Origin of the sequence: Stenotrophomonas maltophilia, from assembly GCF_900186865.1 — a bacterium.
Lineage (GTDB): Bacteria > Pseudomonadota > Gammaproteobacteria > Xanthomonadales > Xanthomonadaceae > Stenotrophomonas > Stenotrophomonas maltophilia.
In genome coordinates, this window is record NZ_LT906480.1 from 1245522 (window position 1) to 1259821 (window position 14300).

Consider the following 14300-nt stretch of genomic DNA (forward strand, 5'->3'; position numbering starts at 1 on the left):
GCACGCGGCCGGCGTGGTCGCCGGCCGCCTACTTCGCCAGATAGCTGGCGAGGTCGTCGATCTCCTGCTGCGACAGCTGGGCAAAGGGCGGCATCAATCCTCCGCCCTTCCTGATCTTGTCCTTGACCTGGGCGGGCTGAAGCCGCTTGCCGACGTCGGTGAGCGCCGGGAAGGTAGGCGGTACGCCGGCGCGTTCAGCACCGTGGCAGGCAGTGCAGTGCTGGGCATAGAGTTTCGCGCCGGCGGCAGGATCGTCCTTGGCCCGGGCTGCCGTTGAAGTGCTCATGCCGCCCAGGGCCAGGGCCAGGGCCAGGATCATCTTCATGTGGGGCTCCTTGATGCGTCAGCGCCGTGCACGGGTGGGCACGTTGGCGGGCAGGTGTTCACGCAGGTAGTCCGCGCCGGTCTGGATGACCTTGGCCGGGTCGCGTGGCTGGTCGTGCTCGACGATGTACCACTGCACCTTGGCCGCCGCAGCGGCGGGCAGGATCGCGTTCCAGTCCAGCACGCCCTGGCCCACGGCGGCGAATCCGTCTTCGTCCTGGGCCTGGCCCTTGGGCGCATTGTCCTTGGCGTGCACCGCGAACACGCGACCGCGGAATTTTCCCAGCATCACCGCCGGGTCCAGGCCCGCACGTGCGACCCAGGCCAGGTCCAGCTCGGTCTGCAGGTCGGGGCCGGCCGCTGCGAACAGCAGCTCCAGCCCGGTCTGGCCGTCGAAGTCGGCCAGCTCGAAGTCGTGGTTGTGATAGGCCAGGCGCATGCCCTTGCCGCGCACCTGCTTGGCGATGCGGCCCAGCTCCTTGCCCAATGCGGTCCAACCCGCGGCATCGGTTGGGCGGTCCTTCTGGTCCAGGTAAGGCACCACCAGCGTGCTGTTGCCGATCGACCGGTTGAACGTCACCACACCATCCAGGTTGCCCCGCAGCTCGGCCAGTGGCACGTGCGACGAAACCGCCTTGATCGAATACCGGTCCAGCAGCTGCTTGAGTTCGGTGGCGCTGGTGTTCTGCGTACCGACCGTTTCCACCGCACGGACGCCCGCGTCGTGGACGATCTTCAACTGCTGATCGAGCGAGCCTGCATTGCGCAGGGTGTACATCTGCACCGCGATCGGCTTCTGCGTGGTGGCGGCTTCGCTCGCGAAGGCGGGCAGGGCAGCGAGCAGCAGGATGAGACTTGCACTTCTACGGAAAAGAGCTTTCATCAACAGATCCTCCCGGAATTCAACCGATGGTGGTCCAGGCACGTGACCTGGCTGATGCAATGACGCGATCGACGATCCGTGCCGAGCGCAGGCCGTCTTCGAAGGTGGGCAGGCCCTGCGGCCGCTCGCCCTCAATGGCGCGATAGGTGTCGGCCACAAACGCCTCGAAACACTGGGCGTAGCCCTGTGCATGCCCGGCCGGCAGCACGGAAAGGCGGCGTTGTTCGGCGCTGCCGGCACCGGGGCCGCGCATGAAGGTTTCCTCGCGCTGATCGGGCAGGCCGATCCAGAGTCGTTCGGCATCCTCCTGGTTGAAGACCACGCTGGCCTTGGCGCCATCGATCTCGAACCAGAGGCGGTTGTGGCGTCCGGCCGAGACCTGGCTGACCGTCAATGACGCCAGCGTGCCGGCGCCGGTCCTGAACATCGCTGCGGCCACGTCTTCGCTGGTGACAGCCTGCATCGCGCTGGCGGCCGTTGGCGTGCTGAAGCTCTGCCCGCTGACGGCGCCACGCTGGGCGATCACCGTGGCGAACGCCGCGCTGACCTCGGCGAAGCGTTCGCCGCTGATCCATTCGACCAGGTCGCACCAGTGCGAACCGATGTCGGCGAACACGCGCGACGTGCCTCCCAGCGCGGGGTCCACGCGCCAGTTGTTGCTGGCCGGATCCAGCAGCCAGTCCTGCAGGTAGCTGCCGTGGATCAGGTGCAACGGCCCCAGATCGCCCTGGGCGATGCGTGCGCGCGCCTCGCGGACCACCGGGTGGTAGCGGTAGACGAAGGGCACCGTGGCAACCAATCCGGTCGATGCGGCCAGTGTCGCCAGCGCCCGCGCATCGTCCAGCGTCGTCGCCAGCGGCTTCTCGCAGATCACGTGCTTGCCGGCTTCCAGCGCGGCCTGTGCCATGGCGCGGTGCAGATGGTTGGGCGTGCACACGTGCACGACCTGCACCTGAGGATCGGCGATCACCTCCTCGATAACCCGATAGGCGCGTGGGACATTCCAGGACTGCGCGGCCTCATGCGCGCGCTGCGGTGACGAGGCGGCGACGCCGCGTACCTCGGCGCCCGCCAGCAGTGCAGCGCGACGATGCACGGCACCGATCATGCCAGCGCCGACGATGGCGATTCCAAGCTTGGGCATCGGGCGGGTCCTCAGGGCGTGGAAGGCGTGGCCACGACCGCCGGCCGGTCGCGGAACAGCAGCAGGAAGGCGATCAGCACCACCAGTGCAACGCCGGCCGGGAACAGCCAGATCTGCTGCCAGTCGGGGCCGGCCTCGGTGGTGAAGTGCTCCACCACCGCACCGGACAGGAAGGTGCCGATCAGCATTCCCACGCCGTAGGTAGCCAGGGTGATGAAGCCCTGCGCGCTGCTGCGCGCGGCGGGGCCGGCATGCGCATCGGTGTAGATCTGGCCGGTGACGAAGAAGAAGTCGTAGCAGATGCCGTGCAGCACGATGCCGATCACCAGCAGCGAGAAGCCGCTGCCCGCATCGCCGAAGGCGAACATGGCGTAGCGCACCACCCAGGCGGCCATGCCGACCGCCAGCATGGTCTTCACTCCCAGCCGCACGAACAGGAACGGCATGGCCAGCATCAGCAGCACTTCGGAGACCTGGCCCAGCGACTGCAGGCCTGCTGCACCCCGCACGCCCAGGTCGTTGAGATACGGATTGGTGAAGTTGTAGTAGAACGACAGCGGGATGCAGATGGCGATGGACGCCAGGAAAAACACCAGATAGGCACGCGATTTCAGCAGACGCAACGAATCCAGCCCCAGGATCTGCCCCAGCCCGGCATCGCGCTGCTGTGCCAGTGGCGGCGTGTGCGGCAGGGTGAATGCATACAGGCCCAGCACCAGCGATGCCAGCGCGGCCATGCGGAAGGTGAGTTCAAGCCGATGGGCCTGTTCCCAGCCCAGCCAGCCGATCAGCACACCGGCGACGATCCAGCCGATGCTACCGGCCACGCGTACCAGCGGGAACTGTTTCTCGGGCGACTGCATGTGCCGCATCGCCACGCTGTTGGCCAGTGCCAACGTCGGCATGAACAGCAGCATGTAGCCCATCACGCAGGCCGAGAACACGCTGAAGCTGGTGGCGGTGGACGCCAGCCACATCAGCACCGCGCCGGCCAGGTGCAGCACCGCGAGGATGCGCTGCGCCGCGAAGTAGCGGTCGGCGATCAGGCCGACCAGGAACGGCGCAACGATCGCGCCGATGGACTGGCTGAGGAAGGCGGTGGCCACCTGGCTGGCGCTGGCCTGCAGCGGGCCCTGCACCAGGTAGGTTCCGAGGGTGACGAACCACGCCCCCCAGATGAAGAACTGCAGAAACATCATCGCGCCCAGGCGCGACATGGCGTGCGTCATGGCTTGCCCTCCCGGGGCGGTCTTGGCTCAGATTCCCAGCATGCGGTGCAGTGATGCGGCGTCCGTGCCACTGTCGGCAAAGTCGTCGAAGGCGCGGTCGGTCACGCGGATGATGTGGTCGCGGATGAAGGCGGCACCCTCGCGTGCGCCGTCCTCGGGGTGCTTCAGGCAGCATTCCCATTCCAGTACCGCCCAGCCGGGGAAGTCGTACTGGGCGAACTTCGAGAAGATCGCCTTGAAGTCGATCTGGCCATCACCGAGCGAACGGAAGCGGCCCGGACGCTCGATCCAGTCCTGGTAGCCGCCATACACGCCGCTGCTTGCGCTGGGGCGATACTCCGCGTCCTTGACGTGGAAGATGCCGATGCGCGCGTGGTAGCGGTCGATGAAACCCAGGTAGTCCATCTGCTGCAGCAGCAGGTGGCTGGGGTCGTACAGGATCTTGGCGCGGGGGTGATGATCCACCACATCGAGGAAGCGTTCGAAGGTCGCGCCATCGTGCAGGTCCTCGCCCGGGTGGATCTCGAAGCAGAGATCCACGCCGCAGGCATCGAAGGCATCGAGGATCGGGCGCCAGCGGCGGCCGAGTTCGGCGAAGGCTTCTTCCACCAGTCCCGGTGGGCGCTGCGGCCAGGGATAGAAATAGGGCCAGGCCAATGCGCCGGAGAACGTGGCATGCGCGGTCAGCCCCAGCCGCTGGCTGGCTTTGGCGGCCAACAGAAGCTGCTCCACCGCCCAGGCCTGGCGGGCCGTGGGATCGCCACGTTTGTCCGCGGGTGCGAATCCGTCGAACAGGCTGTCGTAGGCCGGATGGACCGCGACCAGCTGCCCCTGCAGATGGGTGGACAGCTCGGTGATCTGCACGCCATGACCTGCCAGCATGCCGGCGAGGTCGTCGCAGTACGCCTGGCTGCGCGCGGCCTCGGCCAGATCGAACAGGTGGGGCGCCGTGGTGGGGACTTGTACGCCAGAATAGCCCAGACCCGCGGCCCATCCGGCCAGCGTGTCCAGCCGATCAAAAGGAGCCGTGTCGCCGATGAACTGCGCCAGGAACAGCGCTGGACCCTTGAGCGTCTTCAACGTGATTCGCCCTCGATGCAATCGATTGCATTATCCTAGCAGGGGCTTACGCAAGACCTGTTGTGCAGTGCACAGCGGGCGGGAGAACTAACGCCATGGCCACCATCTACGACATCGCAAAGCACGTCGGCGTCTCCGCCGGCACCGTGTCGCGTGCACTTTCGCGGCCGGACAAAGTACTGCCGGCCACGCGCACGCGCATCGAGCAGGCCGCCGCGGCGTTGGGCTACGTGCCCAACACGGTTGCCCGCACGCTCAAGACCCAGCGCAGCGGCAAGATCCTGGTCACGGTGCCGGATATCGCCAACCCGTTCTTCGCGCAGATCCTGCAAGGGGCGGAAGACGCCGCGCAGGCTGTCGGCTATGCGGTGCTGCTGGGCGATACGCAGGACCAACCCGACCGCGAGGAACGCTACGCGCAGATGCTCCGGCGCAACGAGGCCGACGGCATGATCGTGCTTGGCCATCGCCTGCCACCGACGGCGCGCGAGATTGTCCAGCAGAGGGGGGCTGCCGCGCCGGTGGTCAACGGCTGCGAGTTCGATCCCGCGCTGGGCCTGCCCAGTGTGCACATCGACAATGCCGCCGCCGCACGCGCCGTCATGGAGCACTTGTACGCACTGGGCCATGAACGGATCGCCGTGGTCGGTGGGCCGCCGGACAATCCCCTGCACCAGCAGCGCCTGGAAGGGGTACGGGGGGCCGGCAAGGTGCGTGGCCGCCTGCGCCAGCTGAGCATCGTGCCGGGGGATTTTTCAGTGGAATCCGGCCATGCGGCTGCCATGGCGCTGCTGGACGGCACGTCCGCACCAACGGCGATCTTCTGCTTCAGCGACCAGATGGCGCTGGGCACCCTGGCGGCCTGCCGGGAGCTGGGCATCCGCGTGCCGGAAGACCTGTCCATCGTCGGCTTTGATGATCTGGCGTCTTCCCGCTACCTCACGCCGCCGCTGACGACCATCCGGCAGCCGATGCGGGAAATCGGCGCGCGCGCGGTCAACCTGCTGCTCGCCATCATCGAACAGGTGGATGTTCCGCTTCAACAGACGCTGGATTTCAGCCTGATGGTGCGGGGATCGACGGCTGCGCCCCGACGCAGGTGACCACGGGGTGGGGCCGCGGAGCGTGGCAGCCGGCCCGCGCGATATCGTGCAACCTTGATCCCGAATTGACGCAAAGCTGTCAGACTCATCGCAGGCAGCCCGGCAAGGGCCTTAGCAGCAGGTGCGATCGCGCAAGGGGGCGGCAATGCCATTCTTCACCGATTCGGCGGAAGGCGCGGTCGAAGGCATTGGCGCGGCACGTCGCATCGGGTGGATGCGTTTCGTCGGCAATGGACTGGGAGCGATCCCCATCGCCTCGATCATGCTTGAACGCCAGGATGGCGGGCTGGCGTGGGTCCTGCTGCTGCTCAACGCGCTGGCGTGGCCGGCACTGGCATTGCTGCTGACCCAGCGCTCCCGCCAGCCGGCGGTCGTCCAGTTCCGTTGCATGGTGGCCGACTCCTTCTTCGGCGGTGGCTGGATCGCCTTCATGGCGTTGAGCGCGGTGCCCAGCGCACTGTTCGCCGCGCTGCTGGTGGCCGACAAGATCGCTGCCGGTGGCGTGCGCCTGGCGATGCGCGCCACGCTGGCCCTGCTGCTGGGCTTCGCACTCACCTGGTGGTTGCTCGGCTTCCCTTACCAGCCGGTCACCTCGCAGCGCACGATCGTGCTGAGTGTCCCGTTCCTGTTCGTGTATGGCATCGGCCTCAGCATTCTCAGCTGGCAGCTGGCGCGCCGGGTCAAATCGCAGAACCGTCAGCTGCAGCGGCTCAGCCGTATGGACCCGCTGGTCGAGCTGGCCAACCGTGGCTTCCTGATCCTGCGTGCGCAGCAGGCGCTGGACCGGGCCCAGGGCCAGGGCGGCTTTGCCTGCCTGCTGATGCTCGATGTGGATGATTTCAAGCGCATCAATGACTCGCATGGCCACCGCGCCGGTGACGAGGTGCTGCGGCATATCGCGGCGACATTGCGCACCTTTGCCCGGCCCGGTGATACGCCCGCGCGGCTGGGGGGCGATGAGTTCGTGGTGCTGCTGTGCGACTGCGCGCCCGTCGATGCGATGCACGTGGCCGAGCGGGTGCGCCTGCACCTGCTGGAGGCCGCGCGGCAGGCCACGCCGGGCGTGGAGTTCAGCGTGAGTATCGGTATTGCCGCGACGCCGCGTGGCGGTAGTGTCGAGGACTGGTTGGCACTGGCCGACCGCGCGCTCTACCACGCCAAGCGGCAGGGCAAGAACACAGCCAGCTACGGCGAGTGAATGCGGCACGGCTGCCGCCGAACGAGGCCGAAACGCCCGTTCATCCTGCACGCGGAATCGGCACGCCAATCCTCTACCATGGGCCACCCCGCCCGGACGCGCCGCCCATGCAAGACGCCCTCGTTGCCCAGCCCAAGCCCCCCGTTGCGAGGATCGCGGCCTGGCTGATGATGCTGTTGGGCATGTGGCTGGCGCTGAAGCTCGGCCTGGTGGTAACGCTGCTGTCGGGCCTGCTGGTGTTCCAGCTGACCCATGTGCTGGCGTCCACCGTGGAAGGCAGGCTGCCGCCGGGGCGGGCGCGGGCGATCGCGGTGATCGTGTTGTCGGCAATCATCATCAGCGCGCTGGTGCTGGCCGGGATCGGTGTGGCGTCGTTCTTCCGCAACGAGACCGGTGGGCCGGACGCGCTGCTGGCACGGCTGATGGATATCCTCAATTCGTCGCGCCACCAGGTACCGGCGCTGCTGCAGCCGTATATCCCCGAGGACATGCCGGCGCTGCGTGCGGCGCTGAATGACTGGGCCGCCGAGCACCAGCGCCAGCTGGGCGTGGCCGGTACCTCGGTGGTGCAGGTGGGTGTACGCGTACTGATCGGCATGGTGCTGGGCGCGATGATCGCGCTGTACGATGAACTGCCGCTGCCGACGATGGGGCCGCTGGCGCAGGAGCTGATCGGGCGCACCAGCCGCCTGGCCACCGCGTTCCGCCAGGTGGTGTTCGCGCAGGTGAAGATCTCCCTGCTCAACACCGTGTTCACCGCGATCTTCCTGCTGGGCGTGCTGCCGTTGTTCGGCGTGCACCTGCCACTGTCCAAGACGCTGGTATTGATCACCTTCATCGCCGGCCTGCTGCCGGTGGTGGGCAACATCATCTCCAACACGATCATCACCATCGTCGCGCTGTCGGTCTCGTTCTACGTGGCCGTGGCCGCGCTGCTGTACCTGATCGTGATCCACAAACTGGAATACTTTCTCAACGCGCGCATTGTCGGCGGTGAAATCCAGGCGCGCGCCTGGGAGCTGCTGCTGGCGATGCTGGTGATGGAAGCGGCGTTCGGCCTGCCCGGCCTGGTGGCGGCACCGGTGTTCTACGCCTACGTGAAGCGCGAACTGGTCGACCAGCGCTGGATCTGACGCGGCTGGGCATGACGTATTTGTCCCGGTTCGAATGTTCGCGCGGCCTTGTCGGTGCGTTCGCGGTCGGCAGGGTATACCCACCGCCACGGTTGGCCCGCGAGTGGCTTGGCGCCTGTGTAGCCGGCCGTTACAGTGTTCGGCACTACAGGGGAAATGTGCATGGCCCGCAAGGCGTCGCCCATCGGATTGCGGACCTGGGTCTGGATCCTGGCTGGGCTGTTCGTAGTCTGTACGCTGCCGCTGATGGCCATCGCACTGGTGCAGGGCACGCTGCGCTTCACGGCCGCCGAGGACAACCTGGCCAGCCTGCGCCAGCTGCGGCAGACCTTCGACCTGGCCAACCTGGTGTCGGCCGAACGCGGCCCCGCCAACAGCCTGCTGGGGGCCGACCCGGCCGATGCGGCCGAGCAGGCACCGCTGGCCGCGCAGCTGGTGGCCGCGCGCAAGCGGGTCGACGCTGCCCTGCTGCAGCTGGACACCGTGTTCAAGGCTGATCCGGGAGTGGTCGACGAGCATGGGCTGCTGGCCGACGCGCAACGTCGCCTGCAATCGGCGCGGGCTGCGGTCGACCGGGTCGTGGCGCAACCCCATGACGCACGCCGCGTGGAGGAGGTGGAGCGTGCGATCAGTGGCATGTTCTCCGTGGTCGATCGCCTGCACCTGCTGACCTCGGCACAGATCAACGTGCTGGTCAGCGCCGACCGTGAAGCAGCGATTCCGGCGATGCAGGGCCAGGTGCTGATCGATCTTCGCGAGCATGGTGGCCGCCTGGCCTCGAATGTGATGGCGCCGGTGGCGGTGCCAGGGGCATGGCGGGAGGAACAGGTACGCGCTGCACTGCAGACCGAGGGTCGCCTGTTGGAGCTGTGGCGGTTGGCGGGCAGCCACGAGTCGGTGTTCCGCAGTGACCCTGAATTGTCATGGCACTGGGACATGGCGCGTCGGCAGTTCTTCGGCGAATCGCTGCCGATGATCGAGCAGTTGATCGAAGATGGCCGCCGAGGCCTGCCGCCGCCATGGACCGCCGCCGAATTCACCACGCGCTACGTGCCGACCCTGCAGTCGCTTGAGGCGCTGCGTGATGGCTACCTGAGCGTGTCCATCGCCCGCTTTGAACGCACCCGCAATCGCGAGGCCATGCGCCTGGCCGTGCTGGTGGCGACCGCGCTGGGCACACTGGTGGTGCTGGGCGTGGCATTGCGCATTGCCCACCGGCAGATCCTGCAGCCGTTGCTGCAGGCGCAGGCGCAGGTGATCCAGCTTGCCTCGGATGCACCCGGTCCGGAGCAGCATATCACCCACCCGCTGGCCGAGATGCAGCGCTTGTTCGACGCCATCGAAGTACTGCGTGAGAAATCGCGCGAGCGCTCGGCACTGACCAGCGAGCTGCGCCAGCTCGCTGGCACCGACGAGCTGACCGGATTGTTGAACCGGCGCGCGCTGGATGAGGTGGTGCAGCAGAGACACGCGGGGGGCGATGCAAGCGCCGTGGTGATCCTGCTGGACGTGGATCGCTTCAAGGCGATCAACGATGGCCATGGCCATGATGCCGGCGACGAAGTGCTGGTGCGGGTGGCGCAGTTGTTGCGGCATCAGCTGCGCCGCAGCGACAGCATCGCCCGTTATGGCGGCGAGGAATTCCTGGTGCTGCTGGCCGACGGTGATCTGGCCGGTGGCCGCCAGCTGGCCGAGTCATTGCGATTGGCCCTGCAGCAGATGGACATCGCGCTGGCCGGCGGCACCGTGCTGCGGGTGACCGCCAGTTTCGGCGTGGCCGAGGGCGGCACCGACGCGCTGGGCTGGCGCACCCTGCTACGAGCCGCCGATGCGGCCATGTACCGGGCCAAGGCGCAGGGGCGTGATCGGGTACGGGTGGCGGGTGGCGGTCGCATCACGCGTTGAGGGCATGCGTCAGCCGATGCGTGCATGCACCCGCCGCAGCGTCCGCGCGATCATCCGGCGCGCGATCGGACGTGGTACCGATAATCCACGCCAGCGCAGCGCACCCACCCGGAAGGTGGCGGTGGCGGTGGCCAGTACGTTGCCTGCCGGGTCAGTCAGCCAGCCACGCGTGAAGGCGATGCTCCCCTTGCTGTGCTCGACTTCGCCCCAACCGATGATGCGCCCTGGTCGTGCCGGACTGACGAAACTGGTCTTGGATTCCACCGTGACCGCGATGCGGTTGGCGGGCAGTGTGGCGTAGATCGCCGGCCCCATGCAGTCATCCAGCATCGCCGACAGGAAGCCTCCCTGCACGTTGCCCATCGGGTTGGTCAGCATCGGCCCGGCGTCGAACTCGACATGGATGCGGCGCAGTGCGTCGTCGTAGTCGACGAATCGCCAGCCGAGCAGGGTGCCCGCCTGGGAGGGCGGCAGATCACCGTTGACCACGCTGTAGAAGATCGATTCGGGATTCATGGGAGCCTCGATGGAGGGATAGGAGGGAGCACGCATCAGGACAGTGCCAACAGGGCCAGCACGAATCCGATGACCGACAGCAGCACCACCGCGGCGCCGGCGGGCACCGGTGTACGCGCACCGGTGCGTCGCCGCACGCCGGAAGCGACCAGCACCGGCGGCACGGTGGCGACCAGGCAGAACAACTGGAAGGCCAGCAGTTGCGGCAGCGCGAAGTGTCCGCCGAAGAAGATCAGCCAGGCCAGCATCACGCCGGCGCCGGCCAGTGCGATCCAACCGGCGCCGACCACGCGGATGAGTGCCATCAGCAGCAACTGCATGCGCGGTTCGACCTCCTTCCATGGCAGGCCCACGGCCTGGCCGTGGTAGGGCATGAAGTCGGAGCGTTTCAGGTAGGCCGCAGCAAACAGCGAGACAATGAAGAACGTCAACAGGTAGCAGCCGAACGCGAGCCAGGCGAACAGGTCCATGTGGGGGCCATGCGGTTGCGGAGGGGAGCCCCGGTGATGCCGGCGGCCATGCCGGATGCATCGCGAGGTTGCGCGATTCTCGGGCAATGCCCTGTTAGAGGCGTGTCGCGGCGTGGAGGACCGTTCCTCCATCCGCCTTTAACGCGGGTGTGGTGGTGAGGAATGCGTCACACACGTGCCATGCGCCCTATCGCGTTTTCTGTGAAGAGGTCGCAACTGCCCATCCACGCTTCGGTCACCGCTCTGCGCAGACGCTGGGATTCCATCCGACGAGGGACGACGACATGACTCAGCTCACCCTGCCTGAACTGTCCAGGAAAATGGCCGGCATCGATTTCACGATGCTGCAGACCCACGCCTGCGGAGAGATTGCCGGTCGTCCGATGAGCAACAACGGCGACGTGGACTATGACGGTGACAGCTGGTTCTTCACCACCGAAGACACCGACATGGTGCGCGAGATTGAAGCTGACCCCGCCGTCGCGTTGGGTTTTTCCGGCAGCAAGTCGCTGCTGGGCAGGCCACCGTTGTTCGTGCACGTGCAGGGCAGGGCAGCGCTGGTGCGCGACCGGGCCACGATGAGCCAGCACTGGGTGAAGGACCTGGAGCGATGGTTCGAACAGGGCGTGGATACACCGGGACTGGTATTGATTCACGTGCGCGCCAGCCGCATCCACTACTGGGATGGCGAGGACGAGGGCGAAATCGTGATCTGAGCGGAACCGCGCAGGGCCCGGCGCATCGTGTTCCAGGGGCAGCAGTGCGCAGGGTGTGCTGCCGGATCCCCAACATTGGCCAGCTCCGGTGCCAAGGCGTGTTCCACCGCACGCCGCAACAGTGCCGGCGCGACATAGTGCCGGTGCCCGGCGTCGATCAGTGCCATGTACATGCCGCCGAACGCATTGAAGGTCTGCACGCGAGAGCCCAGGCTGATCTCGACATGTCCATCGCTACGCCGCTGCACGCGCACGCTGCTGCGGAAACGCAGGTGCCGATCGTCGGCGCCGAGCAGGACTTCGGCGTCGTTGTCCTGCGCATCGATGTGCGAATCCAGCACCGGAAATCGACCAGCGAACAACCGGCTGCGATCGGTCGACAGCAGTGACGACACCGGGCATCCCAGCGGCGACGTGCGCAACCGCAACGGCGCCACCAGCCGGTTTCGCAGCGCCATCAGATGGCCTACGCCGCTGGGCGGATTGCGCAGGAAGCCGTCCAGTACATCGGCCAGCAGTGCCGACGCGGAACGGTGAACCACCTGCGAGGGTTCCAGGCACAGGGTGGTCAGGTCCTGGTAGTGGCTGTGCGGCAGCGCTGTGGGCAGCAGGCCATCGGTGGCGGCGGGCCGCGAACGGATGGGATAGGCCGGTGTGGCACGTTCGACGAACCCGCGCAGCGGCCGCATGGGGATGCGGCGCAGCGGGCCGAGCAGGGCACGGGTACGCGCGCAGAGATGTGCGCACAGGCTGGGAGGCGCCGCCTGCAGCGACAGTTGCAACAGCGGTGCCGCCGCAAGCGAGGTGCCCGAAGGCCAGTGCGATTCCGCAAGCACCTCGGTCAGGCTGGGGATATCGGCGGCATTGCGTTGCACCTGTGCACGCGCCTGCTCGCTCATCGCGCCGGCCAGTTCATTGCTGTGGCAGGACAACGCGAACAGCGCGGGATGTGCAGGATGGTTCGACGCGAACTGGTGCCAGGTGCCGCCGCCGAAGCGCACGGTAAACAGGCAGTCCGGTGGGATGCGGATGCGCCGAAGCGTGCGCGCGAAGGCACCAGGATCTGCTGCCAGCTGCGTGTCGGAGGCGGTGGCGAAACGCAGCTCGGCTCCCGCGCTGCCGGCGATGGCGGTGAACATGCGCGGGCCTGCATGGCGATGAAACGGGTGGCCACCGGCACCGACGGTGAAGCTGTACAGCGAGGAGGCATCCCCGTGCTGCAGGTGCATGCCACCCAGTCGCGCCGAAGGTTCATCCAACGCATCGATGAACGCCGGGTGGTGGCGCTGACGCTGGCCGGCGTCACTCACCAGCGCGTCACCGGCACCGATGCCGAGCTGCGCGATCAGGGTGACTTCGGTCGGACTGCCGCCGTCCTGTGCCGGAAGCTGCACTGCTGGAAACGAACGGCGATCGCGGGTCGAACCAGGCATCGTCATGCTCCTTGGCGGGGCGGATCAGCGGGCGGGGGCCTTGCGACGGGCGCGGGCTTCACGCTTGAGCGGGCCGCCGACCGGGCAGACTTCGGCCGCCCACGAGAACAACGTGTTGGCCAAACGGTCGGGTACCTGCCTGAAGTACACGAACTGGCCGCGTTTCTCGCGTTCGATCAGTCCGGCTTCCTCGAGGATGCGCAGGTGGCTGGACAACGCCGGCTTGCTGAAGTCGAAGCGCTCGGCCAGCTCGCCCGCGCTGAGTTCGCCGGCACTGAGATAGGCCAGGATCTGCCGGCGGGCGGTGGAGGCAAGGGCTTCGAAGATTCGGTCCATGGCGAGCTAATTAACTAATTCGTTAACTGATAATCCTCCCGCCGGTGGCGGCTGTCAAGCCATGACCCATTGCGCGGCACGCCCGGGCTTTGCCATCCTCCCTGCTGTTTTCCGTAGCGTGGAATCCCGATGCGTCCTGCGTTCTGGCTGGCTTTGTCCCTGCTGCCCACCCTGGCGGCGGCGCAACCCGCGCGCACGCCCAAGGCCAAGGCTCCGGCGCAGGATCCCTTCAGCGAGTTGTTCGATACCGCCTGCATGCAGCACATCGGGGCCCCGGCGCGGTTGCAGTCGCTGATGGAATCCAATGGGCTGTCGCCGCTGCAGCCCGCCGAAGCCGCCACGCTGTTGCAGGGGCAATCGGGCGTGGCCTGGATGGTGCCCCTGGCCAGTGGCCGCTATGCGGTGAGCTGGGCTGATGATGGCACGTGCACGGTCTACGCCGAGAAGGCCGACGCGGCGGTCGTACAGAAGGGATTCGCCCGGTTGGTGCAGGCCGCGCCGATGCCGTTGCAGGCGCGCTCGTTGCCGGGACGTGGGCCGCTGTCGGCCGATCAGGTGGCCATCCAGTACGGCTGGGCCACCCCGGGGCAGGGCAAGCTGCAGGTGCGCTTCCGCCTGGTCACGCGGCAGGCCGCCGATGCCGGCGTGCAGGCGATGGCCTCTGCGACGCCGGGTGAAGCGATGCTGGAGCGTGGCGCGCCCGGGCCCTGACAGGAGCCACGCCTGCGGTTCAGCCTTTCACGGGGCGTGTGATATATCGTTTATCGATAAATCCATCCCGGGGCGGCGCGTCCACCCCAACACCGGAGGCCGCTTGACCGCTCGTCCCG

At 67.2% G+C, this 14300-nt stretch carries 15 protein-coding genes; 6 read left to right on the forward strand and 9 right to left on the reverse strand.

Annotation, left to right across the window (positions count from 1 at the left end; all coding sequences use genetic code 11):
- Positions 1 to 28: 28 nt before the first annotated feature.
- From CKW06_RS05960 to CKW06_RS05980, 5 genes are read right to left on the reverse strand one after another with little or no spacing between them, the layout of a single operon-like run.
- Positions 29 to 325, reverse strand: coding sequence for a c-type cytochrome (locus CKW06_RS05960; RefSeq protein WP_012479397.1), 297 nt, complete (start codon positions 323 to 325; stop codon positions 29 to 31).
- Between the two features lie 18 nt (positions 326 to 343).
- Positions 344 to 1207 (reverse strand): sugar phosphate isomerase/epimerase family protein, encoded by an 864-nt coding sequence (locus tag CKW06_RS05965; protein ID WP_024956973.1) that lies wholly within the window; start codon positions 1205 to 1207, stop codon positions 344 to 346.
- A gap of 19 nt (positions 1208 to 1226) precedes the next feature.
- A complete protein-coding gene (locus tag CKW06_RS05970) occupies positions 1227 to 2351 on the reverse strand; it encodes a Gfo/Idh/MocA family protein (RefSeq protein ID WP_024956974.1) in 1125 nt (374 codons plus the stop codon).
- A gap of 11 nt (positions 2352 to 2362) precedes the next feature.
- The gene (locus tag CKW06_RS05975) at positions 2363 to 3580 is read right to left on the reverse strand and encodes a nucleoside permease (protein WP_024956975.1); all 1218 of its coding nucleotides are present in this window, start codon (positions 3578 to 3580) and stop codon (positions 2363 to 2365) included.
- Between the two features lie 27 nt (positions 3581 to 3607).
- The gene (locus tag CKW06_RS05980) at positions 3608 to 4660 is read right to left on the reverse strand and encodes a sugar phosphate isomerase/epimerase family protein (protein WP_024956976.1); all 1053 of its coding nucleotides are present in this window, start codon (positions 4658 to 4660) and stop codon (positions 3608 to 3610) included.
- Between the two features lie 95 nt (positions 4661 to 4755).
- Here CKW06_RS05980 and CKW06_RS05985 point away from each other — a divergent pair, with 95 nt between their 5' ends.
- The 4 genes from CKW06_RS05985 (at position 4756) to CKW06_RS06000 (ending at position 9999) form a co-directional block, all read left to right on the forward strand.
- The gene (locus CKW06_RS05985; protein ID WP_024956977.1) at positions 4756 to 5763 is read left to right on the forward strand and encodes a LacI family DNA-binding transcriptional regulator; all 1008 of its coding nucleotides are present in this window, start codon (positions 4756 to 4758) and stop codon (positions 5761 to 5763) included.
- Between the two features lie 145 nt (positions 5764 to 5908).
- On the forward strand, positions 5909 to 6961 hold the full coding sequence (locus CKW06_RS05990; protein WP_024956978.1) for a sensor domain-containing diguanylate cyclase: 1053 nt from the start codon (positions 5909 to 5911) through the stop codon (positions 6959 to 6961).
- A gap of 107 nt (positions 6962 to 7068) precedes the next feature.
- Positions 7069 to 8094 carry an AI-2E family transporter gene (locus CKW06_RS05995; RefSeq protein WP_024956979.1) on the forward strand — a complete coding sequence of 342 codons (1026 nt, stop codon included), beginning with the start codon at positions 7069 to 7071 and terminating at the stop codon, positions 8092 to 8094.
- 162 nt (positions 8095 to 8256) lie between these two features.
- The gene (locus CKW06_RS06000; protein WP_024956980.1) at positions 8257 to 9999 is read left to right on the forward strand and encodes a GGDEF domain-containing protein; all 1743 of its coding nucleotides are present in this window, start codon (positions 8257 to 8259) and stop codon (positions 9997 to 9999) included.
- 9 nt (positions 10000 to 10008) lie between these two features.
- Here CKW06_RS06000 and CKW06_RS06005 read toward each other — a convergent pair whose 3' ends face one another.
- Both CKW06_RS06005 and CKW06_RS06010 read right to left on the reverse strand, forming a co-directional pair.
- The gene (locus CKW06_RS06005) at positions 10009 to 10515 is read right to left on the reverse strand and encodes a PaaI family thioesterase (protein ID WP_024956981.1); all 507 of its coding nucleotides are present in this window, start codon (positions 10513 to 10515) and stop codon (positions 10009 to 10011) included.
- 35 nt (positions 10516 to 10550) lie between these two features.
- Positions 10551 to 10985 (reverse strand): hypothetical protein, encoded by a 435-nt coding sequence (locus tag CKW06_RS06010; protein ID WP_024956982.1) that lies wholly within the window; start codon positions 10983 to 10985, stop codon positions 10551 to 10553.
- 284 nt (positions 10986 to 11269) lie between these two features.
- Here CKW06_RS06010 and CKW06_RS06015 point away from each other — a divergent pair, with 284 nt between their 5' ends.
- Positions 11270 to 11701 (forward strand): pyridoxamine 5'-phosphate oxidase family protein, encoded by a 432-nt coding sequence (locus tag CKW06_RS06015; RefSeq protein WP_024956983.1) that lies wholly within the window; start codon positions 11270 to 11272, stop codon positions 11699 to 11701.
- Here CKW06_RS06015 and CKW06_RS06020 read toward each other — a convergent pair.
- Together CKW06_RS06020 and CKW06_RS06025 are read right to left on the reverse strand one after the other, a co-directional pair.
- Positions 11662 to 13134: a DUF2867 domain-containing protein gene (locus CKW06_RS06020; protein ID WP_024956984.1), complete on the reverse strand. Its 1473-nt coding sequence runs from the start codon at positions 13132 to 13134 to the stop codon at positions 11662 to 11664. The genes CKW06_RS06015 and CKW06_RS06020 overlap by 40 nt on opposite strands.
- A 24-nt stretch (positions 13135 to 13158) precedes the next feature.
- Positions 13159 to 13470 carry an ArsR/SmtB family transcription factor gene (locus tag CKW06_RS06025; protein WP_005408491.1) on the reverse strand — a complete coding sequence of 104 codons (312 nt, stop codon included), beginning with the start codon at positions 13468 to 13470 and terminating at the stop codon, positions 13159 to 13161.
- Between the two features lie 129 nt (positions 13471 to 13599).
- On the opposite strand from CKW06_RS06025, the gene CKW06_RS06030 reads away from it, so the two are divergent.
- On the forward strand, positions 13600 to 14181 hold the full coding sequence (locus CKW06_RS06030) for an NMCC_0638 family (lipo)protein (RefSeq protein ID WP_005408492.1): 582 nt from the start codon (positions 13600 to 13602) through the stop codon (positions 14179 to 14181).
- Positions 14182 to 14300 lie beyond the last annotated feature (119 nt).